23 protein-coding genes are annotated in these 25,646 nt (G+C 55.1%); 10 read left to right on the top strand and 13 right to left on the bottom strand.

Translation table 11 applies throughout. From position 1 onward, the window contains the following. Nucleotides 1–95 precede the first annotated feature (95 nt). The gene (locus A6013_RS15010; protein ID WP_028015047.1) at nucleotides 96–2,003 is read right to left on the bottom strand and encodes a PTS mannitol transporter subunit IICBA; all 1,908 of its coding nucleotides are present in this window, start codon (nucleotides 2,001–2,003) and stop codon (nucleotides 96–98) included. A 634-nt stretch (nucleotides 2,004–2,637) separates the two neighbouring features. On the opposite strand from A6013_RS15010, the gene A6013_RS15005 reads away from it, so the two are divergent. The 5 genes from A6013_RS15005 (at nucleotide 2,638) to selB (ending at nucleotide 8,156) form a co-directional block, all read left to right on the top strand. Further along, nucleotides 2,638–2,994: a DUF3302 domain-containing protein gene (locus A6013_RS15005; protein WP_028015048.1), complete on the top strand. Its 357-nt coding sequence runs from the start codon at nucleotides 2,638–2,640 to the stop codon at nucleotides 2,992–2,994. A gap of 2 nt (nucleotides 2,995–2,996) precedes the next feature. Next, nucleotides 2,997–4,133 (top strand): HlyD family secretion protein, encoded by a 1,137-nt coding sequence (locus A6013_RS15000; RefSeq protein ID WP_028015049.1) that lies wholly within the window; start codon nucleotides 2,997–2,999, stop codon nucleotides 4,131–4,133. Between the two features lie 90 nt (nucleotides 4,134–4,223). Beyond that, nucleotides 4,224–4,832, top strand: a complete 609-nt coding sequence (locus A6013_RS14995) for a glutathione S-transferase (protein WP_028015050.1) — start codon at nucleotides 4,224–4,226, stop codon at nucleotides 4,830–4,832. Nucleotides 4,833–4,935: 103 nt separating this feature from the next. Continuing rightward, entirely contained in the window at nucleotides 4,936–6,321 is a 1,386-nt protein-coding gene (gene selA, locus A6013_RS14990; RefSeq protein ID WP_069733343.1) for an L-seryl-tRNA(Sec) selenium transferase, read from the top strand. Continuing rightward, nucleotides 6,318–8,156 (top strand): selenocysteine-specific translation elongation factor, encoded by a 1,839-nt coding sequence (gene selB, locus A6013_RS14985; protein ID WP_069733342.1) that lies wholly within the window; start codon nucleotides 6,318–6,320, stop codon nucleotides 8,154–8,156. Before selA ends, selB begins: the two co-directional genes overlap by 4 nt. Nucleotides 8,157–8,159: 3 nt before the next feature. On the opposite strand, the gene A6013_RS14980 is transcribed toward selB, so the two are convergent. Continuing rightward, nucleotides 8,160–9,044, bottom strand: coding sequence for an ROK family protein (locus A6013_RS14980; RefSeq protein ID WP_028015053.1), 885 nt, complete (start codon nucleotides 9,042–9,044; stop codon nucleotides 8,160–8,162). A gap of 165 nt (nucleotides 9,045–9,209) precedes the next feature. Between A6013_RS14980 and aldB the strand changes: the two genes are divergently transcribed. Then, the gene (gene aldB, locus A6013_RS14975; protein ID WP_041911639.1) at nucleotides 9,210–10,748 is read left to right on the top strand and encodes an aldehyde dehydrogenase AldB; all 1,539 of its coding nucleotides are present in this window, start codon (nucleotides 9,210–9,212) and stop codon (nucleotides 10,746–10,748) included. Here aldB and A6013_RS14970 read toward each other — a convergent pair. Next, nucleotides 10,745–11,710 carry a LysR family transcriptional regulator gene (locus A6013_RS14970; RefSeq protein ID WP_069733341.1) on the bottom strand — a complete coding sequence of 322 codons (966 nt, stop codon included), beginning with the start codon at nucleotides 11,708–11,710 and terminating at the stop codon, nucleotides 10,745–10,747. The two genes, aldB and A6013_RS14970, sit on opposite strands and share 4 nt — an antisense overlap. 117 nt (nucleotides 11,711–11,827) lie before the next feature. Here A6013_RS14970 and A6013_RS14965 point away from each other — a divergent pair, with 117 nt between their 5' ends. The 3 genes from A6013_RS14965 (at nucleotide 11,828) to A6013_RS14955 (ending at nucleotide 13,385) form a co-directional block, all read left to right on the top strand. Next, the gene (locus A6013_RS14965; protein ID WP_047366936.1) at nucleotides 11,828–12,568 is read left to right on the top strand and encodes a MipA/OmpV family protein; all 741 of its coding nucleotides are present in this window, start codon (nucleotides 11,828–11,830) and stop codon (nucleotides 12,566–12,568) included. Nucleotides 12,569–12,777: 209 nt separating this feature from the next. After that, a complete protein-coding gene (locus A6013_RS14960; RefSeq protein ID WP_041911637.1) occupies nucleotides 12,778–12,963 on the top strand; it encodes a type II toxin-antitoxin system HicA family toxin in 186 nt (61 codons plus the stop codon). A 14-nt stretch (nucleotides 12,964–12,977) separates the two neighbouring features. Continuing rightward, the gene (locus tag A6013_RS14955) at nucleotides 12,978–13,385 is read left to right on the top strand and encodes a type II toxin-antitoxin system HicB family antitoxin (protein ID WP_069733340.1); all 408 of its coding nucleotides are present in this window, start codon (nucleotides 12,978–12,980) and stop codon (nucleotides 13,383–13,385) included. Nucleotides 13,386–13,388: 3 nt separating this feature from the next. Here A6013_RS14955 and A6013_RS14950 read toward each other — a convergent pair whose 3' ends face one another. The 3 genes from A6013_RS14950 to A6013_RS14940 form a co-directional block, all read right to left on the bottom strand. Continuing rightward, nucleotides 13,389–14,465 carry a type I restriction endonuclease gene (locus tag A6013_RS14950; RefSeq protein WP_060572008.1) on the bottom strand — a complete coding sequence of 359 codons (1,077 nt, stop codon included), beginning with the start codon at nucleotides 14,463–14,465 and terminating at the stop codon, nucleotides 13,389–13,391. A gap of 206 nt (nucleotides 14,466–14,671) precedes the next feature. Continuing rightward, complete coding sequence (locus A6013_RS14945; protein ID WP_069733339.1) at nucleotides 14,672–16,621, bottom strand: glycoside hydrolase family 127 protein; 1,950 nt, start codon at nucleotides 16,619–16,621, stop codon at nucleotides 14,672–14,674. 10 nt (nucleotides 16,622–16,631) lie between these two features. Continuing rightward, entirely contained in the window at nucleotides 16,632–18,032 is a 1,401-nt protein-coding gene (locus A6013_RS14940) for an MFS transporter (RefSeq protein WP_069733338.1), read from the bottom strand. 225 nt (nucleotides 18,033–18,257) lie between these two features. Between A6013_RS14940 and A6013_RS14935 the strand changes: the two genes are divergently transcribed. Further along, nucleotides 18,258–19,076 carry an AraC family transcriptional regulator gene (locus A6013_RS14935; protein WP_045260037.1) on the top strand — a complete coding sequence of 273 codons (819 nt, stop codon included), beginning with the start codon at nucleotides 18,258–18,260 and terminating at the stop codon, nucleotides 19,074–19,076. Here A6013_RS14935 and araD read toward each other — a convergent pair whose 3' ends face one another. The 7 genes from araD to A6013_RS14900 all read right to left on the bottom strand — a co-directional run bounded on the left by araD (nucleotide 19,077) and on the right by A6013_RS14900 (nucleotide 25,643). Continuing rightward, nucleotides 19,077–19,772 (bottom strand): L-ribulose-5-phosphate 4-epimerase, encoded by a 696-nt coding sequence (gene araD, locus A6013_RS14930; RefSeq protein ID WP_041911632.1) that lies wholly within the window; start codon nucleotides 19,770–19,772, stop codon nucleotides 19,077–19,079. Then, nucleotides 19,766–20,626: an L-ribulose-5-phosphate 3-epimerase gene (locus tag A6013_RS14925; RefSeq protein ID WP_045260035.1), complete on the bottom strand. Its 861-nt coding sequence runs from the start codon at nucleotides 20,624–20,626 to the stop codon at nucleotides 19,766–19,768. Before A6013_RS14925 ends, araD begins: the two co-directional genes overlap by 7 nt. Nucleotides 20,627–20,628: 2 nt before the next feature. Continuing rightward, nucleotides 20,629–21,282 (bottom strand): 3-keto-L-gulonate-6-phosphate decarboxylase UlaD, encoded by a 654-nt coding sequence (gene ulaD, locus A6013_RS14920; protein WP_069733337.1) that lies wholly within the window; start codon nucleotides 21,280–21,282, stop codon nucleotides 20,629–20,631. Further along, nucleotides 21,279–22,784 (bottom strand): FGGY-family carbohydrate kinase, encoded by a 1,506-nt coding sequence (locus tag A6013_RS14915; protein ID WP_069733412.1) that lies wholly within the window; start codon nucleotides 22,782–22,784, stop codon nucleotides 21,279–21,281. The genes ulaD and A6013_RS14915 overlap by 4 nt, the downstream gene beginning before the upstream one ends. A gap of 76 nt (nucleotides 22,785–22,860) precedes the next feature. Beyond that, on the bottom strand, nucleotides 22,861–24,180 hold the full coding sequence (locus tag A6013_RS14910) for an MFS transporter (RefSeq protein ID WP_041911629.1): 1,320 nt from the start codon (nucleotides 24,178–24,180) through the stop codon (nucleotides 22,861–22,863). A 42-nt stretch (nucleotides 24,181–24,222) separates the two neighbouring features. After that, entirely contained in the window at nucleotides 24,223–25,149 is a 927-nt protein-coding gene (locus A6013_RS14905; RefSeq protein ID WP_069733336.1) for a DUF4862 family protein, read from the bottom strand. Between the two features lie 26 nt (nucleotides 25,150–25,175). After that, nucleotides 25,176–25,643, bottom strand: a complete 468-nt coding sequence (locus tag A6013_RS14900; protein ID WP_045630272.1) for a YhcH/YjgK/YiaL family protein — start codon at nucleotides 25,641–25,643, stop codon at nucleotides 25,176–25,178. Nucleotides 25,644–25,646: the final 3 nt, after the last annotated feature.

Here is a 25,646-nt window from a genome sequence, read left to right as displayed (position 1 = left end):
ACCTTCATCAATGTTTTTACCCGAGAGGGCTGGGGTGAGGAACGTTTCCCCCTCACCCTAGCCCTCTCCCCGAAGGGGAGAGGGAAGAGGCGCTACTATTTGTTGAGCAGGGCCAGAACTTCTTCAACGCTTTCAGTTTGTGCCAGACGCTCGATGACGGACTCATCATCCAGCGCGTTGGTCAGGCTGGTAATCACCTGAATATGCTCGTTGTTGCGAGCGGCGATACCAATCACCAGACGGGCGATGTCGTCCTCTTCTTCACCGAAGCGCACGCCGTCAGGATACTGACAGAACACCACGCCGGTTTTCAGCACGCGGTCTTTCGCTTCAACCGTACCGTGCGGAACCGCGATGGATTCACCCAGGTAGGTTGGCGTCAGTTTTTCACGTTCCAGCATCGCGTCAACGTATTCTGGCTGAACGTAGCCGCCCTTGACCAGCTGTTCACCGGCAAAGCGAATCGCCTCTTCTTTGGTGCTCGCGGTACGGCCGAGGAAGATGTTCTCCGCGCCCAGCTTAAACAGGTGAGCGTTGCTCTCGTCAAAGCTGTCCTGCAGGCTGGTGCGCACTTTCACTTCGTTGTCTTCGTGGCGCTGCGCGGCAACCAGACGTTCGGTCAGGCTGGTATACAGGCCGCTGTCCAGGAAGTTGGTCAGCGAGATGTGCTGTGCCTGCGGTACCTGACGCATAGCGCGCTCGGTCAGATCGCGGTGCGTGATGACCAGGTCAACGTCCGGCGGCAGGTTGTTAATCGCGCTGTTGGTTACGGAGATGTTGGTCAGGCCCGCATCCTGCACTTTCTTACGCAGCACGCCGGCACCCATTGCGCTGGAACCCATACCGGCGTCGCAGGCAACGATGATTTTACGCACGTGGCTCAGGTCGTTAGAAACATCGCCAGCCGCCAGTGGGGTCGCGCCTTTGGATTCGGCTTTCATGTCGTGCATACGACGGGTTGCCGCTTCGATATCGTCGTCTTCTTTCACCTTGCTGGTTTTCAGCAGGATAGAAGAGACCACGAAGGAGACCGCCATCGCCGCACAGATCGCCGCGATGTTCGCGAAGTACGCGCCTTTCGGCGTCATCGCCAGCACCGCCAGGATAGAGCCTGGAGAAGCAGGGGAGACCAGACCGCCGCCCAGCACGCTCAGGGTGAACACACCAGTCATACCGCCGAGGATAACGGCCAGGATCAGACGTGGGTTCATCAGCACGTACGGGAAGTAAATTTCGTGGATACCGCCCAGGAAGTGGATGATAGCCGCGCCGCCAGCAGACTGCTTCGCGCTGCCGCGACCAAAGAACATGTACGCCAGCAGAACGCCCATACCCGGACCCGGGTTCGCTTCAATCAGGAAGAAGATGGACTTGCCGAGATCGTGAGACTGCTGAATACCCAGCGGCGAGAAGATACCGTGGTTAATGGCGTTGTTCAGGAACAGGATTTTCGCCGGTTCAACGAAGATAGACGCCAGTGGCAGCATGTCGTGCGCCACCATGAAGTTAACGCCCGCCGCCAGCAGTTTGGACAGCACTTCAACAGCCGGACCAATGCCGAGGAACGCCAGAATCGCGAGGATCATCCCGATGATGCCCGCAGAGAAGTTGTTCACCAGCATTTCGAAGCCGGACTTGATCTTGCCATCAACCCAGACGTCGAATTTCTTAATCGCCCAGCCGCCCAGAGGACCGGCAATCATCGCACCGAGGAACATCGGCATATCCGCACCGACGATCACGCCCATGGTTGTGATGGCACCCACGACGCCACCACGGTCACCGCCCACCAGACGACCACCGGTATAACCGATGAGCAGCGGCAGGAGATAGGTAATCATTGGGCCAACAAGTTTCGCCAGCGTTTCGTTAGGCAACCACCCTGTCGGAATGAACAATGCGGTGATAATACCCCACGCGATAAACGCGCCGATATTTGGCATCACCATGTTGCTGAGGAAACGACCAAAGCTTTGAACTTTGATCTTGAAATCGGATGACATAAAACACCCCTTCTTCTGTTTACGCTTAGGCTTGCGGCCCGAGGTTTATTGTTAATGAGGCGGCAGAGGTAGCCGGACCCTGTTCTGATGCTGTGAAATCTGGCACTGAATCGTTCAACTGTCCAGACAGCGGAATTTTGTGTGATGCATGTCACGTAAATGTAGGGGGTGTGGCGTTGAATGAAGTGATCTGAGTCACAAAATAGGCGAGTAAAAAAAATACGATGGCGAAAAATAGAGCAAAAACCACCTCTTTATGTGATTGATGTCACATTTTGTTTTTGCGTGTTTGTTTCCGGATTGTGACTGGTTTCACAAAATATTTTTATGCAGATTTCTCCGACTGCGATCGGCATCAGGACGGCCTCGAGTAACACGGAAAGCTAATAAAACAGTTTTCATATGTAGTATGGCGGAAAGTTGAAACCTGAATTACGCTCATAATGTAAGGTTGAGTATATTATTATTCAGGATATATTTTGACACGCTTATAAACTTGCGTGGAGATATTATAAAAACCGATACTCCCCGGCTCTGAAATAATCAGCGTGCCTTTTAAATTTAAAAATAAATTAATTAGGCTGCGTGCTGTTTTATTAATGTAATGAGTTGACGTTGTTTAAGTGAGGAGACTATGTTTCTCAACTATTTCGCGCTGGGCGTGTTGATTTTTGTATTTCTGGTTCTTTTTTACGGAATCATCGCCATCCATGACATCCCCTATAATATGGCTAAAAAGCGTAATCATCCCCATGCCGATGCTATTCATACGGCAGGTTGGATAAGCCTGTTTACGCTCCATGCCATCTGGCCGTTCCTGTGGATTTGGGCCACGTTGTATCGCGAAGATCGCGGCTGGGGCATGCAGAACCACATTACTAAGCCTGATGAGGTTCCGGGGATGGATGCGCTGGCCAAACGCGTGGCCGAGTTAGAACACAAGCTGGCAGCGGTTCAGCCCTCTGATGATAAAAACACGCTGGAGCGCTAATCATGGATCTGTTGATTATTCTGACCTATGTGGCATTTGCCTGGGCAATCTTTAAAATATTCCGTATTCCGGTAAATCAGTGGACGCTTGCTACCGCGACGTTAGGCGGGGTGTTTATTGTTGCCGGACTCATTCTGCTAATGAACTATAACCATCCGTATACCTTTACGGCGCAAAAAGCGGTAATTTCCATTCCGATTACGCCGCAGGTCACGGGGGTGGTTACTGAAGTGACCGATAAAAATAACCAGCTCATTAAAAAAGGCGAAGTGTTATTTAAACTGGATCCGGGCCGTTATCAGGCGCGCGTCGACAGACTGAAGGCGGACCTGGTGACCGCGACGCACAATATCGACACTCTGAAAGCGCAGCTTTCGGAAGCGGTTGCCAATACGACACGCGTCTCCGCTGAGCGCGATCGACTATATAAAGATTATCAGCGCTACCTCAAAGGCAGCCAGGCGAAGGTGAATCCGTTCTCTGAAAGCGATATTGATAACGCGCGGCAGAACTATCTGGCGCAGGATGCCATGGTGAAAGGCTCCGTTGCTGAGCAGACGCAGATTCAAAGCCAGCTGGACAGCATGGTGAACGGCGAGCAGTCGCAGATTGCCTCGTTACGCGCCCAGCTTGCTGAAGCAAAATACAACCTCGATCAGACCGTGGTGCGCGCGCCGAGCAATGGCTATATCACCCAGGTGCTGATTCGTCCGGGAACCTATGCCGCCGCGCTGCCGCTGCGCCCGGTGATGGTCTTCATTCCTGAACAGAAGCGCCAGATTGTGGCCCAGTTCCGTCAGAACTCGCTGCTGCGTCTGAAGCCGGGCGATGAAGCGGAAGTGGTATTTAACGCGCTGCCGGGCCAGGTTTTCACCGGTAAGCTCACCAGCGTTCTGCCGGTAGTGCCGGGCGGGTCGTATCAGGCGCAGGGCGCATTGCAGGCACTGACCGTTGCGCCGGGTACGGATGGCGTACAGGCGCTGATTGAACTGGAGCCTAACGCCGACGTCGATGCTTTGCCGGACGGTATTTATGCCCAGGTGGCGGTCTATTCGGATCATTTCGCCCACGTCTCGGTGATGCGTAAAGTGCTGCTGCGTATGACCAGCTGGATGCACTACCTCTATCTCGATCACTAATCCTTCCGGGGCGGGAATGCGACACGCATATCTGCCCTTTTTTCATCGCTTGATCCATACTGACTTTTTCCCGGCATCAAGGATCAGGCAATGAAACTCATCGGTAGCTACACCAGTCCCTTCGTGCGAAAAATCTCGATTCTCCTTCTGGAGAAAGGGATTGAATTTGAATTCGTTAATGAACAGCCCTACAACGCCGAAAACGGCGTCGCGCAGTATAACCCGCTGGGGAAAGTTCCGGCGCTGGTGACGGACGAGGGCGAATACTGGTTCGATTCCCCCATTATTGCGGAGTATATCGAACAGCTGGGCATTGCCCCGGCAATGCTGCCGTCTGACCCTAAAGCGGCGCTGGCGGTGAAGCAAATTGAAGCCCTGGCCGACGGCATTATGGATGCAGCACTCACCTCCGTTCGTGAGCAGGCAAGGCCCGCCGCCCAGCAGTCAGAAAGCGAGCTGCTGCGCCAGCGGGAAAAAATCAGCCGCAGTCTGGATATGTGCGAAAAGCTTATCCGGGAGGGCAAGATCCACACCGACAGCCTGGACCTGGCAACCATCGCCATCGCCTGCGCCATCGGCTATCTCAACTTCCGCCGGGTGTCCCCTGGCTGGTGCGTTGACCGTCCGCTGCTGGTGAAACTCGCAGAAACGCTCTTTAGCCGCGAGAGCTTTGCCCGCACCGAACCGCCAAAGGCTTGACGCGGGTTATAACACTTCGGCGTCGGAGGCGGTACAATCCCTCCATATGTTAACTCCCTCTCCCGTCGGGAGGGGGGAAGATATTTACTCGCCAGGCGCTTCCATGACTACTCATCATTCGCTGTACAGCCAGATCCCCGCGACCGACCGACTTCTTCGCGAGCCCCGCATTCACGCTGCCGTTGAGCGCTTCGGCCATACCGCGACGGTGGAGATGTTACGTCTGCTTCAGGATGAAGCCCGAGGCCATATCCAGGCCGAAAACGCCTTGCCCGACTGGTGTGCAGCGTGGGAGCAGGAAGTTGAGCATCGGCTGGGTGAGAAGGCGCAAAGCGCGTTACGCCCGGTGGTCAACCTGACGGGGACCGTGCTGCACACCAACCTGGGACGCGCCCAGCAGGCGGAAGAGGCGGTGGCTGCGGTCGTGCAGGCCATGCGCTCGCCGGTGACGCTGGAGTACGATCTGGACGGTGCCGGGCGCGGGCATCGCGATCGCGCGCTGGCGGATCTGCTCTGCCAGCTAACCGGTGCGGAAGATGCCTGCATTGTGAATAACAACGCGGCGGCGGTGCTGCTGATGCTGGCGGCGACCGCGAGCGGCAGAGAGGTGGTGGTGTCCCGCGGCGAGCTGGTGGAGATTGGCGGGGCGTTTCGCATCCCGGACGTGATGCGCCAGGCGGGCTGCACGCTGCATGAAGTGGGTACGACTAACCGTACCCATGCGAAAGATTATCGCGCGGCGGTGAATGAAAACACCGCCCTGCTGATGAAGGTCCACACCAGCAATTATCATATTGAAGGCTTCACCAAAACGGTTGAAGAGGCCGAGCTGGCGGCGATTGGGCGCGAGCTGAATATTCCGATGATTGCCGATCTCGGCAGCGGTTCGCTGGTGGATCTCAGCCAGTACGGGCTGCCTAAAGAGCCGATGCCGCAAGAGATGATTGCGGCGGGCGTGAGCCTGGTCAGCTTTTCCGGCGACAAACTGCTGGGCGGGCCGCAGGCCGGAATTATCGTCGGCAAGCGCGAGCTGATTGCGCAGCTGCAGCAGCACCCGCTCAAACGCGCCCTGCGCGCCGATAAAATGACCCTTGCCGCGCTGGACGCGACGCTGCGCCTCTATCTCCACCCGGAGAAACTGGCTGACCGCCTGCCCACGCTGCGCCTGTTAAGCCGGGATGCCGCCTCGATTCGCGACCAGGCCGAACTGCTGCTGCCGCGCGTTGCCCCGCACTACCCCGATTTTGACGTTCGCATTGAGCCCTGCCAGTCGCAAATTGGCAGCGGTTCGCTGCCGGTGGACAGGCTGCCGAGTCAAGCGCTCACCTTCACCCCGCGTGACGGGCGCGGTAGCCGCCTTGAGGCCCTGTCGTTGCGCTGGCGTGGCCTGCCGACGCCGGTTATCGGACGGATTTACGACGGCCGCATGTGGCTGGATCTGCGCTGCCTTGAAGATGAAGAGCGATTTCTGGAGATGTTGTTGAAATGATTATTGCCACCGCCGGTCACGTCGACCACGGAAAAACCACGTTACTGCAGGCAATTACCGGCATAAACGCCGATCGTCTGCCGGAAGAGAAAAAGCGCGGCATGACCATCGATCTTGGCTATGCCTACTGGCCCCAGCCCGATGGCCGCGTGCTGGGCTTTATTGATGTTCCGGGGCATGAAAAATTTCTTTCCAACATGCTGGCGGGCGTGGGGGGCATCGATCATGCCCTGCTTGTAGTGGCCTGCGATGACGGCGTGATGGCGCAAACCCGTGAGCATCTGGCGATCCTCCAGCTGACAGGCAACCCGCAGTTGACCGTGGCGCTGACTAAAGCCGATCGCGTTGACGACGCGCGCGTCAGCGAGGTGCGCGAAGCGGTGCAGGCGACCTTACGAGAATATGGTTTTGCCGATGCACCGCTTTTTGTCACCGTAGCGACAGAAGGGCGCGGTATCGGCGAACTTCGCCACCATTTGCAGCAGCTTTTGTCGCGAGACCACGCCAGCCATCACCGCTTCCGTCTGGCGATTGACCGGGCGTTTACCGTCAAAGGTGCGGGGCTGGTGGTCACCGGTACGGCGTTAAGCGGTGAAGTGAAGGTGGGCGATAGCCTATGGCTGACGGGCGTTAATAAACCGATGCGCGTGCGCGGCTTACATGCGCAAAATCAGCCTGCGGAGCACGCCCACGCCGGGCAGCGGATCGCGCTCAACATTGCCGGGGATGCGGAAAAAGAGCAGCTTAACCGCGGCGACTGGCTGCTGGCCGACGCCCCGCCCGAGCCGTCTGAACGCGTCATCGTCTCCCTGCAGACAAACGTCCCGCTGACCCAATGGCAGCCGCTGCATATTCACCACGCGGCCAGCCATATCACCGGGCGCGTGTCCCTGCTGGAAAACGATCTTGCCGAACTGGTTTTTGATTCGCCGCTCTGGCTGGCGGATAACGACCGTCTGGTACTGCGGGACATTTCCGCACGGGAAACGCTGGCCGGGGCGCGGGTAGTGACGCTGAAACCGCCGCGACGCGGCAAGCGTAAGCCTGAATACCTGCAATGGCTGGCTGCGCTTGCACAGGCTCAGGATGATAACGCCGCGCTGCGGGTGCATCTTGAGCGCGGGGCCGTGAGCCTGAGTGATTTTGCATGGGCACGCCAGCTGGGCGGCGAAGGGTTGCATCAGCTGACCCAACAGCCGGGCTTTATTCAGGCCGGCAACAGCCTGCTCGATGCGCCGGTTGCGGCAAACTGGCAGCGTAAGATCCTGAACACGCTCGCCACTTACCATGAACAGCATCAGGATGAACCCGGTCCTGGTCGCGAGCGCCTGCGACGCATGGCGCTGCCGATGGAAGACGATGCGCTGGTGCTGCTGCTGATTGAAAACATGCGCGAAAGCGGGGTGATTAAAAGCCATCACGGCTGGCTGCATCTGCCGGATCACAAAGCCGGGTTCACCGCAGAGCAGGAGGCAATCTGGCAAAAAGTGGCCTCGCTGTTTGGCGATGAACCGTGGTGGGTTCGCGATCTGGCGCGTGAAACGAACACCGACGAGCAGGTGATGCGCCAGGTATTGCGCCATGCGGCGCAGCAGGGGCTGATAGTCGCGATCGTGAAAGATCGTTATTACCGTAACGATCGCATTGTGGCGTTTGCTAACCTGATCCGCGAACTGGATCAGGCGCGCGGCTCCACCTGCGCAGCCGATTTCCGCGACCGGCTGAACGTTGGCCGCAAGCTGGCGATCCAGATCCTGGAATATTTCAACCGCATCGGTTTTACGCGTCGCCGGGGTAATGACCATCTGCTTCGCGACGCGCAGCTGTTCCCCTGAGCGCTACGTGCGGCGGGAGAGTTTCTGCTTAGCCAGCCATACCGCGCCCAGCCTTCCCGCCTGGTTACCCAGCTCGCAGGGCAGAATGGGCACCTTGAGCGCCTCCCACTCCTCGAATCGCTGCAGGTACTTATCGAGCAGGAGATAGATTTTCTCCTGCTCGCTTACCCCGCCGCCAATCAGCACTGCCTGTGGATCGAACATCGAGATTACGCTGTAAACGCCGCGCGAGAGGCAATGGGCCCACTCCTCAATGGCCTCACGCAGATGCACGTCGCTCTCCATGCGTTTAAACAGCTCCTCGCCGTCAGGCATCTCTTCTTCTGATACGGCCAGCGCGCGGCGGCAGGCTTTCATCAGGCCGCTGGCCGACGCCACGTCATGCATGGGTTCGCCGTTATTACCCACGGGCAGCACGCCAAATTCGCCGGCGCGGTAATGCGACCCGCGATAAAGATCGCCTTCCATCACAATCCCGCCACCGATGCCCGTGCCGATGGTGATGCAGACGAAATGCTCGTAGTCCTTACCCGCGCCCTGCCAGCGCTCGCCCAGCGCCGCACAGTTGGCGTCGTTTTCCACGGTGACGGGAAGATCGGTCAGACCGGCGAAGAGTTCGCACAGGTTTTCGCCGTCGAGATAGTCGAGCGCGCCCGCTTTTGCCGCTTCGCCGCTGTGGTGGTTAATATGGCCGGGAAAGCTCACGCCGATACCGACGATGTCGTGTTCGTCCTGATACGCTTCAACTACCGCTTTCCACTTCTTTTTGAAGGTGTTTTTATCCTCAGGAGTATCGTACTCGTCCGTCGTCAGCTCCTTGCCATTTTCATCAATCACGCCGTGTTTGATGTGGGTTCCGCCTACGTCAAAACCGATAAACAGCTGCATCGCATCGTTCCTCATGAGCCCTTGAGCTGTTAAGTATGGCTCAGTGGCAGAAACGAAACGTAAAGTACGGTAATCCGTGATACGGCTCGTAAACCCGTCACCCACTGGCGAGAAAACCGCCAGCCGGGACTACCCTTGTTGTACACCAACAGCAAGGAGACGGTCATGACAAACAATCCTCCCTCTTCGCGAATCCAGCCCGGCGAGTATGGTTTTCCCCTCAAGCTGAAGCCCCGTTATGACAATTTTATCGGCGGCGACTGGGTGGCCCCCGTCGACGGCGAATACTATTCCAACCTGACGCCCGTTACCGGCCAGCCGCTGTGCGAGATTGCCAGCTCCGGCAAGCGGGATATCGATCTGGCGCTGGATGCGGCGCACAAAGCGAAAGATAAATGGGGCCATACCTCCGTTCAGGAGCGCGCGGCCATTTTGTTCAAAATCGCCGACCGGATGGAGCAGAACCTGGAGCTGCTGGCGACGGCGGAAACCTGGGATAACGGCAAGCCGATCCGGGAAACGATGGCGGCAGATGTGCCGCTGGCTATCGACCACTTCCGCTATTTTGCCTCCTGTATTCGCGCGCAGGAGGGCGGAATAAGCGAGGTAGATAGCGACACCGTGGCGTACCACTTCCACGAGCCGCTGGGGGTCGTCGGGCAAATTATTCCGTGGAACTTCCCGCTGCTGATGGCGAGCTGGAAAATGGCGCCCGCGCTGGCCGCCGGGAACTGCATTGTGCTTAAACCGGCGCGTTTAACCCCGCTCTCTGTCCTGCTGCTGATGGAAATTGTTGCCGATCTTCTGCCGCCGGGGGTGATTAACGTGGTGAACGGCGCGGGCGGTGAGATAGGGGAATATCTGGCCACCTCAAAACGGATCGCGAAAGTGGCGTTTACCGGGTCGACGGAAGTGGGCCAGCAGATTATGCAGTACGCCACACAAAACATCATTCCGGTGACCCTGGAGCTGGGCGGGAAGTCCCCGAACATCTTCTTCGCGGACGTGATGGAGGAAGAGGACGCTTTCTTCGACAAGGCGCTGGAAGGGTTTGCGCTGTTTGCCTTTAACCAGGGCGAAGTCTGCACCTGCCCAAGCCGCGCGCTGGTGCAGGAGTCCATCTACGAGCGCTTTATGGAGCGGGCCATTCGCCGCGTCGAGTCTATCCGCAGTGGTAACCCGCTCGATAACGTTACGCAGATGGGGGCGCAGGTCTCGCATGGCCAGCTGGAGACTATCCTCAATTACATCGATATCGGCAAGAAGGAAGGGGCGGATATCCTGACCGGCGGTCGCCGTAAGGTGCTCGGCGGGGATCTGCAGGAAGGGTATTACCTTGAGCCGACGATCCTGTTCGGGCAGAACAACATGCGCGTCTTCCAGGAGGAGATTTTCGGACCGGTGCTGGCGGTGACTACCTTCAAAACGATGGAGGAGGCGCTGGAGATTGCCAACGACACGCCGTATGGCCTGGGGGCGGGAGTCTGGAGCCGCAACGGCAACCTGGCCTATAAAATGGGCAGAGGCATTCAGGCGGGACGCGTATGGACCAACTGCTACCACGCCTATCCGGCTCACGCGGCATTTGGCGGGTATAAGCAGTCGGGCATCGGGCGTGAAACGCACAAGATGATGCTGGAGCATTATCAGCAGACGAAATGTCTGCTTGTCAGTTACTCCGATAAACCGCTGGGGCTATTCTAACCACCCAGTTCAGGCCGTCCATGGACGGCCTGAGCAATTTGCTGGCGCAGGCAGTTGAGGACACCATCCAGAACATATTGTACGCGCCAGGGCTGATATTCGCGCTTGCGGAAGATGGCGGTCAGATCGAGCCACCACTCTTCCTGATGCGGGAAACAGGGGACCAACGTACCTTGCGTTAACTCCTTCTTCAGGCTTTCTTTCGGCGCGAACACAATGCCAAGGTTATTTCTTGCCAGCTCCAGGGCCGTCTGGGTATTGTCGCAAATATAGTTTCCGGTTACCCGATAATCATGCACATCATCACTGCCATGCATGCGAAAACGCCAGATGTTGGCGTCGTCGACCAGCATGGAGTCGATCAGAATACAGGAGTGATTACTTAAATCTTCAGGTCCGGTTAAAGGATGTTTATTTAAATATTCCTGGGTTGCGAATGCAGTGACGGAATATTTTGCTAACACGCTGGCGACCAGACTTTCATCTTTTGGCTGAGCATAGGTAATTAAAATATCACAGTCATCCGGGAAGGACACACCTTCTGAATATTCGTTGCGGTCCAGGTTGTAGGTTTTCAGGGAAATGCGAATGTCCCCGATGTCCTTTATCTGGTGGATCACGTGGCGCGCGAGATAGGTCACAATGCCCGTTGGGGCGTAAATCGTGACTTTTCCACGCTTTTCATGCTTATAATCGGCAATGAAATTAATAAGTTGCGTGTTTTTGTCCAGCGTGGCGTCGACATAGGGGAGTAATGCTTCACCGAACTGCGTCAGAGCGAGCTGGCGGGTCGTGCGCTCAAAAACCTTAAGCCCAACCCGCGTTTCAAAATCCGAGAGATATTTACTGACATTGGCCTGCGCCATGCCCAGCAGGGCGGCGGCATCACCAATGCTGTGGGTGGCTGCGATGACGGAGATTATTTTTAACTCGCGTGGCTTTAGCTGTAATTTATTCATCATGCGCACCCATCTATATGGTTTTATATATAATATTATATAAACTGCAGCGTTGCACCGGCAAATTTGTAACCATTATTATTCGCCCCGCTTATTTGGCGTATAAATGGATTACTTCACATGACTATTAAATACAATTTACTGATTGCTGCCACGTTATTTGCAACCTCTTCTGCAATGGCCGGTGACTTTTCACTTGGCGCGGGGGCCGTATTTAATGAGTCTCCTTATAAAGGCTATAACGAAAATACCACCGCGGTGCCGTTAATTAGCTATGAGGGCGATCGTTTCTATGTTCGCCAGACCACGGGCGGATGGATCCTGTGGAAAGACGCAAAAAATGAACTCAGCCTGACCGCATCCTGGATGCCGCTGCATTTTGATCCGGATGATAACGACGACCACCAGATGAAGCAGCTTGATGAGCGTAAAGCCTCTGCGTTCCTCGGCGGTGCGTACTACCGCCACGAAAGCTGGGGTTCTCTGAAAGTGGCGGTCTCAGGCGATGCCACGGATGAAAGCGGCGGCGTGGTGGGCGAGGTATCCTACTTCCGTCCAATCAGGATGGAGCGTTTGACCCTGACGCCTTCTGTCGGTGTTTTTTACAGCGACGAGAGCTATAACGACTACTACTACGGCGTATCCGGCAGCGAGTCACGCCGCTCAGGGCTGGATCAATACACCGCCGGCGACAGCTGGACGCCCTACATTGGTCTGGTAGCTAAATATCAGTTAACCCAGAAGCTGTACCTCAACGCCAGCGCGGTCTACACCGTGTTGCCTGATGACGTGAAGAACAGCCCGATGATCGACCGCGATGATAGCTTCGCGCTAATGACCGGCCTGACCTGGCGCTTCTGATGCGGTAAAGCCGGGCGACGGCGTTGCCTTGCCCGGCCTACGATCTTGCCTGCATTTTTATCTGCAATACAACGTATTCCTTTTTCATTTCTCGATGCTTCTTCCTGTTCCGCCAAAACACGGCTGCACTGATGTTCCTTATGCGCTAATGTGTTTCGACCCGATAGCAATGGTGTGTATCATGTGTATAATCATGGAAGGACTGGGATGTGAAAAGTGCGGATGTCATTACCGTTCTGATCGGCCACGGCTGGAAATGTGTCAGAACGAAAGGAAGCCATCATCAGTTTCGCCATCCCGAACAGAAAGGGCTGGTTACTGTCCCACATCCTAAGAAGGATATTAAACCGGGCACGCTCGCGCAGATATGGCGGCAGGCGGGAATTAAACACTGATATCAGGAGTAGTTATGTTTTATCCGGCTTACATTCATTCTGACACCGACGGTAGCGCCAGCGGCTTTTTTCCTGACGTTCCAGGCTGTTTTTTTGCAGGTGATTCCCTGGACGACGCTTTTCAGGATGCACGTGAGGCGCTCACCGCGCACTTCGAAGCGCTGTTTGAAATGGATGAAGCACTTCCTCTTCCGGGTAATGTGGAAGCGCATCTGGAAAGTCGTCCTGAGGATTTCATCGGCGGGCAATGGCTGTTGGTAGATATCAATATGAAACAGTTCGACGGCAGGACCGAGCGTATCAACATCACGATGCCTCGGCGTTTGCTGGTAAAGATTGACTCTTTTGTCAGCGAGCATCCTCAGTTCGGTAATCGAAGCGCATTTCTGGCTGAGGCAGCACGTCGCGTGCTGTCTGGGTAAAAATTAATTATATAGAGCCGCTGTTGCTTTAAGGATATCTGCAAAGGAATAGATATCATCGACTGTCGATATAGGGTGACGTGTTTCGTTTTTTTCTATGTCGAAAAGTCCGATGTATTTTTGCGTACGATTAAAATGCAATCGGCATATTGGTTTGCGGTTGTTATCATCCACAAGAATGCCAAAATAGCTTTTGGTATCTCTGTGAGTGATACGTGGTGCCTCTAGTACTGCTCTGGTAATTGCTTTAACAATATGATATCCCTCAAGTTCCTCTAGCGTTGTTATCACATCGCTTTCATCTTTATGGTCATCTTCTTCAATATGCGATGGCTCATTTGATGTTTCGGTAATCGCTGGGGTTATACCCGTAATGGCAGACTTAAGTCGCTCATTAACTTGATCATTTATGTACTGACTTGCAGCCTTTTTAGTTAAATTTAAAAATGAATCTCTGACTTTTTGCGTCAGAATTCCATCATAAACCCTGGATGCAAAAAATTTCACAAAATCATCTTCGGGATTATTAAGCTGAGAGTGAAGGATTTTTTTGATTTGGCTAACATATTTTAACTCACCAGCAGCATTGATAATTGATTCGAGATCAAATGAAGATTTAGTTAGTTTCTTTAATTCAGGTATTATATTTTCGTCAATATCAAGTAGATCGACTTCCAAAAATGGTTTTTCGTCCATTTTGTTTGGTGCGTCAAGGTCAGTGAAAAATTTATAATTTTGACCATTGGTAAGAATTGAAATCCTTGCGTTTGTTACGTGAAAATATCTGAATAACTGCGACGCATGATTTATATTTAATGGTTCGCCAATTTTTTTACATTCAATAAGTATTTGTACGTCATTGTTTTTCATTATGGCGTAATCGATTTTTTCTCCTTTTTTTGTGCCAATATCACAGACAAATTCAGGTGTTACTTCTGAAGGATCAAAAACATCGTAGCCCAGGACATTATGAATGAATGGCATTACAAATGCAGTTTTTGTTCCTTCTTCAGTATTTATTACATCAATTTGTTGTTTTATTTTATTTGATAAGGCATTTAATCTTTCAGTGAATTCCATGGGATATCCTTATTTTTAGCTGTGTGTCTTTATGGAATAACACTAAAATGTGTACTAGACAATGGTATGCTGAGATGATAGACACCAAAAAAAACAATACCGAGGGTTAGATCACATTGTCTTTCGATTGATAATAAATCACAGAGCTCGGCATCACCGAGCTCGATAAAAATATTATATATTATGAAAATTAGTATTACCCTTATTTATGCTTCATCCACCCATATCCGCATTTCCCCTTCTCCCCGGTTAGCCCAGCTAAACCACGGAATAAAGGTCAACGTCCGGGGCTGGCGCTGTACCGGCGAGCGGTCGTACTGCCACAACGCATCCGTTTCCTTCATGTGACACCCAATTCCCTCTGTCTGTATCAGCATCTTATGCGCGAAAATGCCTTTGCCTTCATACACCCGGAACTCGCTATCTCGGGGCAAGGAGAGGTTATGCAGATTGGCGCCGTTATCAGCTTCTTCCAGGCAGTAAACCAGCGGCCCGCGCTGTAGCGCGACTTTACCCGCCTGCTGGCGCACCTGAGGGTTACCGTACACGCGGCGGACCGGCATCGGTAGCGTCAGGGTCAGGGTGTCGCCTTCCTGCCAGCGGCGGTTGAGGTAGAGGTATCCGCGTGACACTTCACCGGTAATGGCTTCGCCATTCAGCGAAACGGCAGGCTCCGCGCACCAGTCCGGCAGCCTGAGTGCCAGCGTGTGGGTGACCGGAACCGGCGAGGTGATTTCGATCTTCACCTGCTCCTGCCACGGATAGTTACCGCTAATGCGCAGCTGTAGGGCGTTATCGCCCACCGGAATGGCGACGTCGTTCCCCACGTACAGGTTTATCAGCAGCGCATCCGGGCGAACGGTATAAATGTAGTGCCCCAGCGAGGTCAGCACGCGGGCGATATTCGGCGGGCAGCAGGCGCAGCCGAACCAGCGCTGACGCACCGGCTTCACGTGGTCATAGATATGGTTAAAGGCCAGCGTTTTCGGATGCACTTCCAGTGGATTGACATAAAAGAAATGCTTACCGTCCAGCGCCATCCCGCCCAGCACCGTGTTGTACAGCGCGCGCTCCATCACGTCGGCGTAGTGGCTGTCTGCCTCCATCTCCAGCATCCGGCGGGCGAACATCATCAGGCCGATTGAGGCACAGCTTTCGGCGTACACCGTATCGTTGGGCAGATCGTAATCGCTGCTGAACGCCTCCCCGCTGCTCTGCGAGCCAATCCCGCCGGTAATGTACAGCTGGCGCTGCGCCATGTTGTTCCACAGCCGCAGACAGTCCCGGCGTTTCCCCTCGTCGTTGCTCAGGCGCGCCAGATGCGCCATGCCCGCCATCAGATAGACGAAACGCACGGCATGGCCGATGGCCGTTTGTTGTTCCGCAAGGGGCAGATGCGCCTGGCTGTAGGCTTTGTCCTTGACCATCCACGCCGGACCATAGGTGTTCCAGTAAGATGTTTTGCCGCGCTTCTCGTATTCGCTATCGTAGAAGTGAGGCTGCGCGCCGCGTTCTTCAATAAAGTATTTCACCAGATTGAGATAACGCGGCTCCTGCGTGACGTCGTACAGCCTCATCAGCGCCAGCTCGATTTCCGGGTGACCAGGGTAACCGTGTAGCTGTGTTTCTCCCGGGCCAAACACGCTGTCGATATGGTCCGCCAGCCTGCACACCACGTCCAGCAGGCGACGTTTTCCGGTTCCCTGGAAATACGCCACGCCCGCTTCAATCATATGCCCGGCGCAGTACAGCTCGTGGCATTCGGCCAGATTCGTCCAGCGTTCCTCGGGGGCTTTTACCGTGAAGTAGGTGTTGAGGTAGCCATCTTCACACTGCGCCGCCGCGACCAGTTCAATCACCTCGTCGGCGGTTTTTTCCAGTGCTGCATCCGGCTTCTGGCACAGCGACCACGCCACGGCTTCGAGCCATTTCGCCACGTCGCTGTCCTGAAATACCATCCCGTAAAACTCCCCCTGTTCCAGCCCGGCCGCGATGCGGAAGTTGGCGATGGCGTGGCTGGGTTCGGCCTCCGCCACGCGGTCGTTAAGCGCATCCCACTGGTAAGGGATCACCACGTCACGGACCAGCCGTTGATATTGCCCGAGAAACGGATCGTTGATTTTCAGCTGGTGCAGGTCGGGTTCCATTATGGACATAGCGTTCTCCTCAGGACGGTACGTGACGCTGGCGCAGATCGGTGGAAATGCGCGACATCATTGGGTTATTAAGCCTGCACCAGCGGATAGCGACCGCCAGCAGCAGGTGGAAAAGGGCAGGCAGCAGCGTCTCCATGGCGGTGATGCCCTGCAGTGAGGCTGGCGTCTGGTTGCCCGCGCCTGGCTGATAGGCCACGGCAATAAACACCAGGCTGATAATCCCGGCGCTGGATGCCCACGCAAGCTTGATGAAAAACAGGTTGAAGGCGAAGTTCATGCCCGACGAACGCACGCCGGTTTTCCACTCGCCGTAGTCATCGGCAAAAGCCATTAGCGAGAAGTGCAGCGGCAGGGTGAAGCCCAGGATCACGCCGTTGCTTAAAATGACGATCAGCCATAGCGTCTGGTGCGCCGGGCCACCCGGCAGAAACCACATGCCCACCGCAAGCGCAGCGAGCACCAGGTTGGTGTAGTAGTAGAGTTTGACGGTATCAATACGGCGCGACAGCGGGCTGACGATCACCGCGCCCAGAATAGCGGCAAAGGTCACCATGGTGAAAAACAGCGAGGTGTACGCCGTGCTGCCCTGAAGCACGTAGGTGATAAAGTACATATATCCACCGCCGCGAATGTTGAAGACGTTGATCAGCAGAAACGACATCAACAACATCAGCAGCAACTGATCGTTTTTACGCAGGCCCGCCAGGTGCTCGCGCAGGGTGAATTTGCCCATCAGCGCCAGCGGAACGCGTTCGCGAACCCAGAAGAAGCAGCACAAGAACATCACCACGGCGATAGCGCACAGCACGCCAACGCCCAGTTGATAACCCTTCGCGGTATCGCCCTGACCCAGCTCCGCTACCAGCCACGGCAGGCCAACGGAGACCAGAAAGCCCGCCACGCCGCACAGCACAAAGCGCCAGGACTGGCAGGCGATCACCTCGTTGTGGCGGGTGGTCATGGTGTTAATCAGCGCGCAGTAGGGCACGTTGATGGCGGTATAGCCCACGGATAACAGCAAATAGGTGCCGAACGCCCAGGCGATTTTCACGCCCATGCTGGCTTCCGGAACGGTGAAGGTCATTACGCCGATAATGCCTATCGGGACGGCGACCCACAGCTGCCAGGGACGAAATCGGCCCCAGCGGCTCTGCGTGCGGTCAGCAATGACGCCCATCACCGGATCGGAAATGGCGTCAAACACGCGAAGGGCAATAAACAGCGTGCCCACCAGCGCAGGGGTGAGACCAAATACATCGGTATAGAAAAAGGTCAGAAAGTTCATGATCAGGCAGGTAATCACCGTGCCGCCCGCATCGCCCAGGCCGTAGCCCATTTTCTCGCGGACGGACAGCCGGTCATCGACTTTCTGTTTTGCAGCGTCTGCGTCTGTAATCGGTGTGGAAGTCATGAAGTAACTCCTCGGAGATCGAATTTATTATCGTATTTATGCTGGGTACCTCTTTATTCTGCATCGAACGGAAAGGCCAACAAGGGAAGGGAAAAGTATAAAAAGGTGACGATTCCGACCTGATGATAAAAATGTGATTCCGATCGGACAGATATTTTAATATTGATTAATAATCAACAGGTAAGTCGAATATTAACGACAATAAAAGCGGAATGGTGAATATCCATGCTCGAATTATCCATAGCGCTTCCGGTTAAGGTTCAAAATGGCGGGCTATTTATCTCCCGCGGAGTGGGCCGCCACCCTGCGCGAAAATTAACATCGTGGGAGATTATTTTTGTCGAAAAAGGGACTTTAACGATCCAGGAAGAAAATCATGTTTTTGATGTTAATGCGGGAGAGAGTTTATTGCTCTGGCCGCAGCGTCGGCATGTGGGCGTGGAGGATTTCCCGGCGGACCTGCGCTTTTACTGGCTGCATTTTGAGGTGGAGCCGCAAGATCCAACGTTACCCAACGCTGCTCCTCTGGCAATAGAACAACACTGCCGCGTAAGGGATGCGGAATATGTGATTGCGCTCTTTCGTCAATTTCTCAGCGAGCAGGAGAAATTACGGCGAAGCCTGGCGCTGGAGATGATTTTATTATTGATTTTACAGCAGGTGTCAAACTCTTCAGGATATGAAGACAGCGCAGATCAGGCCGGCGCGGCGATGGCATGGAAGGCAAAACAGCTTATTCGCACGCAGTTTCATTTACCGATATCCACCTCGCAGCTGGCAAAAGCGTTGCACTGTAATGCAGATTATCTCGGGCGCGTCTTTCGCCGGACTTTCCATTTAACCCTGACGGAGGCGATACATCGCCAGCGCGTCAGGGCGGCGGAAAAACTCCTGCTCAACGACGCTGCGTCATTAACCGAGGTCGCAGCGCGCTGCGGCTTTAACGACGTGGGATATTTTCGACAGATATTTTCGAAGCATACCGGGTTAACCCCCGCCGTCTGGAAACGGCGGTACTGTAAGGAGCATATTAATTCCGGTTGATTACTGCCCGTAATAGGCGTTCGCCCCGTGCTTGCGCAGATAATGCTTGTCCAGCAGCGCCTGCTGCATAGCCGGTAATTGTGGTGCGAGCTGGCGTGAGAACAGGCCCATATAGGCGCACTCTTCCAGCACGACGGCATTGTGGACCGCATCGGCAGCGTCTTTGCCCCAGGCGAACGGGCCGTGGGAGTGAACCAGTACCGCCGGGACCTGCATTGGGCTGAGATCGCGCTCCTCGAAGGTTTTAATGATCACTTCGCCCGTCTGGTATTCGTATTCCCCGGCAATTTCTGCCGTGGTCATCAGCCGCGTGCAGGGGATCGCTCCGTAGAAATAGTCTGCGTGTGTCGTGCCCCAGGCGGGTAAATCCTGTCCCGCCTGCGACCAGATGGTGGCGTGGCGGGAATGGGTATGTACGATGCCGCCAATCTCCGGATAACGGCGATACAGTGCCAGATGGGTTGGTGTGTCAGAGGAGGGTTTTTTACTGCCTTCGACCACCAGGCCGGTGGCAATGTTCACCACCACCATATCCTCCGCCGTCATCACGTCGTACTCCACGCCGGACGGCTTGATCACCATCATGCCGCTTTCGCGATCTATTGCGCTGACGTTGCCCCAGGTAAAGGTCACCAGCTGGTGGGCTGGCAGCGCCAGGTTTGCCGCCAGTACCTCGGTTTTCAGTTGTTCTAACATGTCATGCCTCCTTCCTGCATACGGGCTTCAATCCAGCGGCGTGCCTGGATAATCTCCAGCACCGGCTCTTTGGCTTTTTCGGTCCACATTTCAATCAGAAACGCGCCACGATAGTTCAGCTTATTCAGCGTGTTAAACACGCCGACAAAATCGACGCAGCCATCGCCAAACGGTACATCGCGGAACTGTCCGGGGCTTTGCGCGGTAACGGGTTGGGTATCTTTCAGGTGAATAGCCGCAATGCGGTCAATGCCCAGCGTCAGCTCGGCAGTAACGTCGTTACCCCACGCGCTCAGGTTGCCAACGTCCGGGTAAACGCTGAACCACGGCGAGGCAAGCATGCTGTCCCACTTTTTCCACTTGCTGATGGAATTCATAAATGCGGTATCCATGATCTCGACCGCCAGCATCACCTGTGCGGCGGCGGCCTGCTCAACGGCCCATGCCAGTCCTTCGGCAAAACGTTGTTGAGTACCTTCATCGTGCTCTTCGTAATAGACGTCATAACCCGCAAGCTGAATGGTGCGAATACCTAAGTCGCGTGCCAGCCTGATGGCTTTGGTCATGATCTCACGGGCGCGCTGGCGCACCGTTTCGTCGCGGCTGCCGAACGGGAAGCGACGGTGGGCAGACAAGCACATAGAAGGGATAGAGACCCCGGTTTCCAGCATCGCTTCAACCAGAGAGGCGCGCTGCGTGGTACTCCACTCAAGGCGAGATAAACGCTCGTCGGTTTCATCAACCGACATCTCAACGAAATCGAATCCGCAGCTCTTCGCCAGGACCAGGCGTTCCGGCCAGGAGAGATCTTTCGGCAGCGCTTTTTCATAAATACCTAACGGATGCTGACGCATGGTTACGCTCCCCAGATATCGCGGATTTGCGAATGGAATGCCTGTGCCACCTGTGGCGGGTTATCCGCGCCCGCCAGCGCGCGCCCGGCGATAAACGCTTTGACGTTGATTCGCTTAAACAGGGGGAGATCGGCAGGCGTGATGCCGCCGGTAATCGAAAGCTGTAAACCGATATCTGAGAGGGCTTTCATTCTGGCGAGATCCGTCTCACCCCACTGCTGACCGCTGGCCTGCGCGTCTCTTCCCCGGTGGTATATCGCCTGTTTTACGCCGATACGTTGCCATGCGCGCGCGTCGTCCAGCGTCCAGTTACCAAAGAGCTCTATCTGGATTTCTCCTCCGCAGCGCAGTGCCACCTCGTGGCCTCGCTCAACGGTCGCCAGCGGAGCGGCGCAGATAATGGTCATCCAGTTCGCGCCCGCGCCAAACGCCTGTTCTGCCAGCGTCTCGCCGGCATCGGCCACTTTCCAGTCCGCCACAATAATTTTCTCCGGGCACTGTTTGCGCAGCGCGCGGACGGCGCTTAGTCCTTCGGTCAGACATAAAAGGGTACCGGCTTCGACGATATCGACGTGATCCACAAGCAGGGCAACATCGCGCTGCGCGGCCTGAAGTGAGGTGTGATCGAGCGCCAGCTGCAGTAATGGTCGGCTCATAGGTCGTGCTCCTTAACCTGGGCGTGATAGCCCTGTAATGCTGAAATCAGTAACTGATAGCGGTGATATTTGCGTTGATAGGCCGCATGGGCGTTCATGTCGGGTTCAATCACCCGGATGTCATGTTTAAGGGCGCGTTGCGCCGTGTGGAAATCGGGATAGATGCCTGTACCGACCAGTGCGGCCAGCGCGGCACCGGAACAGCCAGTCTCTTCTACTTGGGGTAATTGAATTGTCAGACCGCTGACGTCCGCAAGCATCTGCATCCACACGTCCGAATGGGCCGGGCCACCCGTGACGCGCAGTGCCTGCACCTCGGTAAAGCGCTCAAGCATGCGGTTAAGATGGGTCATGTGGCTGAATACCACGCCTTCGTAAACCGCCTGCAGCAGGTGCGCGCGGGTGTGTAGCGTCTGCATGCCGTAGAAACCGCTGGTCATCTCCAGACCCGCGTTGCTGCCGTAGAGGAATGGCAGGAAAATCAGATCGCTTCCGGCTTTTGGCAGACCGGCGACGGCATGGTTGATTTCATCGAATGACATATCGCCCCACTGCGCGGTGAGCCACTCAAGATTGCCGGAGGAAGTCGGGCTGGCTTCGTGAACGATGTACTGCTGCGGATGAACGTAGCGGCCATAGACGTAGGGGAACGGCTCGCTGTCGCGGATGCCATGCGCAATCCCGCTGGTGACGGCCCAGGTGCCCATTACGGCATTCAACGCGTGTTCGTCGTGTAGCCCGGCACAGATCGCGGTGGAAACCACGTCAAACAGTCCACCAACGACGGGCGTACCCGCCGCGAGACCGGTCAGTGCGGCTGCCTGAGCGGTGATTTCCCCGCAAATTTCTGCTGAACCGACAATCGGCGGCAGGGCGCCGTCAATTTCGCTGATACCGAGCCAGCGTGTGAGCTGTGGGTCGTACTGGCCGGTATTCATATTGTAGAGATTGGACTCCGAAATGTTGCTCTCTTCGCAGGCTTTGGTGCCGGTGAGGCACCAGCGAAGATAATCGTGCGCCATCATCACGCAGCCAATTTTCTCGAAGCGCTGAGGCTCATTCTCTTTTACCCAGCGCAGAAGCGAGGCCGGATGCCCGGTCCACAGCGTCTGGCGCGTATGCGGATAGAGTTTTTCTGGAATGCCGTCCTGCTGCCAGCGTTGCACAATCTCCAGCGCCCGGCGGTCAGAAGAGAGCATGGCGTTGCCCAGGGGCCGATCCTGTTTATCGAGTAGAAACAGTCCTTTGCCCTGAGCAGAAATGCCGACGCCTTTGATCTGCTCTCCGTCTATGCCTGAACGTTTGAGCAGCGTGGCGACGGTAGCGTGGCAGTGCTGCCAGAGCTGGTGCATATCCCGCTCCGCATAGCCTGCGCGTGGGCTGAGCGTGGCCACTGAGCGACGTTCGATACACATTTCCTTTCCCTGGCGGTTGTATAACCCGGCTTTCAGATAAGTACCGCCACAATCGATACCCAGCCAGAAGGGCTCTTTTTCACTCATCTTCATCTCACTTATTCGCCGGGTGGCGCTTCGCTTACCCGGCCTACGGTTCGGTTTAGTGGGTTGGGTGAGGGCATCAGGCCGCACGCTTATGCGGATTCACCGTGGGATTGGGTTCTGCTCCGGCATCACATTTCGCTGGTAACAGCAGTGCCAGCAGCGCAGCCAGTGCCAGAGAAATCGCCAGGCAGTAAACTCCCGCATCTTTGCTGTACAGCGTTATCAGTACGCCTACCGCATAAGGGCCGCAGAATCCGCCTAGGTTACCAAGCGCATTGATCACACCGCGCGCACCGCCTGCCATTTCGGCGCTAAACAGACGTGCAGGAATCGTCCAGAACACCCCAGCGGCGGACTGCAGGAAGAATCCGCAGCCGACCAACGCGGCATAGGCCAGCCAGGTGTTTGCCTTCAGCGCCACGGAGAGGAACATGCAAAGTGCGAAGCCAATCAGCGGCAGGGAGACAAACAGCTTGCGCTTGCCGGTGCGGTCAGAAAGCGTAGAGAACAGGAACATCCCCGCAATGGCACCGATGTAAGGCAGAATGGCGAGCACCCCGACCTGGCCGATGCTGGTGTGCGTCAGCTCTTTCAGGATGGTGGGCAGCCAAAGGGTATAACCGTAAATCCCGGTCTGGTAGAAGAAGTTCAGGGCGATTAATTGCCACATGGTTTTATCGGAAAGCACGGCGCTCAATGAGGCATTTTTCACCTCTTTTCCGGCGATGGCCTGCTGTTCAGCGGCCAGCGTTTGTACCAGATAGTTTTTCTCGGCCTCTGAGATCCAGCGTGCTTCCTGCGGACGGTCGTAAACGGTGAACGCCCACAGCACCAGCACCACTATGGACATCAAACCTTCAATGATAAAAAGCCAGCGCCAGTCGAGCGCGGTAATAATCCAGCCAGAAAGTGGCGCGGTGATGATCCCGGCAATCGGCACGAACATGATCACAATCGCGTTGGCGCGGCCACGTTCGGCATCCGGAAACCAGTTGCTTATCATCGTTAACACAACGGGCAGCATCCCGCCTTCCGCCACGCCGAGTAAGAAGCGCAGCACCAGCAACTGATACTGGTTGGTGACAATGCCGGTCAGGACTGAGATGACTGCCCAGGCGACCAGGGACCAACCGATAAACTTCTTGCCGCTACCATGAACAGCAATCTTGCCGCCCGGAACCTGCAGGAACAGATAGCCGATAAAGAAGATCCCGCCTGCCAGACCTGCCATGGTGGCGGAAATACCCAGTTCTTCATCCATACCTCCGGGCATCGCAAAGGCGATATTTACGCGGTCCATGTAAGAAATAATGCAGGCGATAAGAATAGGTGGAATAATTCTTAGCCAGCGCTGGCGCGGAATATCCGCATGTAGAGCATTCGTTGAAATATTCATAGTTAATGTCTCTGTGAATGTAATCGGAATATGTTTTTATTTTTATTGTGTCGCTTTATTCATAGCGCTAATGCCGTCACGCAAAATGGCGATGCGATGGCTGACATCAGCATTAGCATTTATTTCCAGTAATTTAATACCGGAGAATTTCAATGTTGCGGCGCTCGCCGCAGTAAAGAGTGATGTAGCCTGTTCAGTCGTCATTAAACTGTCGGCACAGAACGAAGAAAACGGCGCGTGCAGATCCTGCCACTCGCCATATTCGCCGCGTGTGGTGGTGCCAGAGAACATCAGCGCGCCCAATTTTCCGGCTTTACATGCGGCCTGAACGTGTTCAAGCGGAACGGTGGAATTACGGCCTTCAATGGCCGACCGTGCCCAGTTGATGCAGACGCTGATGTCGGTTCCGTTTACCACCTCCAGCACCTGTTCTAAGGGTAAAAAACCTTTACGCGGTGCAGGTCCGGTCATGGCATCGCAGTGTTCCAGCACCAGATCGCAGGACCAGTTCCAGCTCACAATTTCGCAGATTGAGCGGGAGAATGCCTCGGTGGCCTGTTCGACGGATGCGTTCCCGGCCTGCGGCGCCGCCTGCATCTCCAGGGCTATGACTTTTCCCGGAAAACGCACATTTACAGCGTCAATTTTCTGGTGCAGATGCCGGTAAAATTCAACGCATGCTTTACGTTGTTCTTCGTCTGCTGATGCCAGACCAAATGCGCCGTTCGTGCCACGACGGCGCATGGTTTCCATCACCGCCGTGACCACGATTTGCCACTCGTCCGGCGTATGACGGAACAGCCACTCGTCACCGAAAGGATGAAGGTTTTCCAGGCAAGGTTGTTCCAGCCCGCGTATGTACGGTGTGTCGGAAAGTTCCCGCCAGAAGGATTGTTCTTCTTGTTCCCCTTTCTGGTGAAACGAGGGTGCGCAGGGGTACGCACCAATAATAAAACCGGTGTTGGTCATTTCGCGTTCCTGTATTCGTCAGAAAATTACAATAATTCGCTGATTGCCACTTTCACCACAATTTTACGAATTACCGTTTCCTTGTTTTTAATACAGGCAGGACGATGAACATCCTGCGGGAAAAATATGGCATAACTGCCAGGTACCATTTCTATAAACGACTCATTTTCGCTGTCGTGATAAAAAATAATATCTCGCTGTTCCAGTAATGATTCACTTATTTTGTTATTGCCAGTATCAATAGCGATACCGATTTTCTCTTCACCCCAGGCCAGAAACTGAATATCCAGATAGCGGCGGTGCACTTCAGGACGGTTTTCGTGTTGTTCCTTTGTGGTGAGGTCGAGCACCTGGGCAAAAATAGTGCGGCCTTCAATTTCCACCACGCCTGGCTCCAGGGTGGTGAAATCCGTGGTGCGCAGAAAATGAAGCGCTTTTTCAATCGCCAGCGGCAGGCGACACGGATTGGGCTGCGAAATATGTCCGAATATCATCAT

This window comes from Enterobacter sp. IF2SW-B1, assembly GCF_001743375.1.
GTDB lineage: Bacteria > Pseudomonadota > Gammaproteobacteria > Enterobacterales > Enterobacteriaceae > Enterobacter > Enterobacter bugandensis.
This window is presented reverse-complemented; position numbering and strand designations above follow the sequence as displayed.

Coding starts and splice junctions, on each gene's coding strand:
- A6013_RS15010 (WP_028015047.1), bottom strand. CDS start 2,003: ATGTCATCCGATTTCAAGATCAAAGTTCAAAGCTTTGGTCGTTTCCTC.
- A6013_RS15005 (WP_028015048.1), top strand. CDS start 2,638: ATGTTTCTCAACTATTTCGCGCTGGGCGTGTTGATTTTTGTATTTCTG.
- A6013_RS15000 (WP_028015049.1), top strand. CDS start 2,997: ATGGATCTGTTGATTATTCTGACCTATGTGGCATTTGCCTGGGCAATC.
- A6013_RS14995 (WP_028015050.1), top strand. CDS start 4,224: ATGAAACTCATCGGTAGCTACACCAGTCCCTTCGTGCGAAAAATCTCG.
- selA (WP_069733343.1), top strand. CDS start 4,936: ATGACTACTCATCATTCGCTGTACAGCCAGATCCCCGCGACCGACCGA.
- selB (WP_069733342.1), top strand. CDS start 6,318: ATGATTATTGCCACCGCCGGTCACGTCGACCACGGAAAAACCACGTTA.
- A6013_RS14980 (WP_028015053.1), bottom strand. CDS start 9,044: ATGCAGCTGTTTATCGGTTTTGACGTAGGCGGAACCCACATCAAACAC.
- aldB (WP_041911639.1), top strand. CDS start 9,210: ATGACAAACAATCCTCCCTCTTCGCGAATCCAGCCCGGCGAGTATGGT.
- A6013_RS14970 (WP_069733341.1), bottom strand. CDS start 11,710: ATGATGAATAAATTACAGCTAAAGCCACGCGAGTTAAAAATAATCTCC.
- A6013_RS14965 (WP_047366936.1), top strand. CDS start 11,828: ATGACTATTAAATACAATTTACTGATTGCTGCCACGTTATTTGCAACC.
- A6013_RS14955 (WP_069733340.1), top strand. CDS start 12,978: ATGTTTTATCCGGCTTACATTCATTCTGACACCGACGGTAGCGCCAGC.
- A6013_RS14950 (WP_060572008.1), bottom strand. CDS start 14,465: ATGGAATTCACTGAAAGATTAAATGCCTTATCAAATAAAATAAAACAA.
- A6013_RS14945 (WP_069733339.1), bottom strand. CDS start 16,621: ATGTCCATAATGGAACCCGACCTGCACCAGCTGAAAATCAACGATCCG.
- A6013_RS14940 (WP_069733338.1), bottom strand. CDS start 18,032: ATGACTTCCACACCGATTACAGACGCAGACGCTGCAAAACAGAAAGTC.
- A6013_RS14935 (WP_045260037.1), top strand. CDS start 18,258: ATGCTCGAATTATCCATAGCGCTTCCGGTTAAGGTTCAAAATGGCGGG.
- araD (WP_041911632.1), bottom strand. CDS start 19,772: ATGTTAGAACAACTGAAAACCGAGGTACTGGCGGCAAACCTGGCGCTG.
- A6013_RS14925 (WP_045260035.1), bottom strand. CDS start 20,626: ATGCGTCAGCATCCGTTAGGTATTTATGAAAAAGCGCTGCCGAAAGAT.
- ulaD (WP_069733337.1), bottom strand. CDS start 21,282: ATGAGCCGACCATTACTGCAGCTGGCGCTCGATCACACCTCACTTCAG.
- A6013_RS14915 (WP_069733412.1), bottom strand. CDS start 22,784: ATGAGTGAAAAAGAGCCCTTCTGGCTGGGTATCGATTGTGGCGGTACT.
- A6013_RS14910 (WP_041911629.1), bottom strand. CDS start 24,180: ATGAATATTTCAACGAATGCTCTACATGCGGATATTCCGCGCCAGCGC.
- A6013_RS14905 (WP_069733336.1), bottom strand. CDS start 25,149: ATGACCAACACCGGTTTTATTATTGGTGCGTACCCCTGCGCACCCTCG.
- A6013_RS14900 (WP_045630272.1), bottom strand. CDS start 25,643: ATGATATTCGGACATATTTCGCAGCCCAATCCGTGTCGCCTGCCGCTG.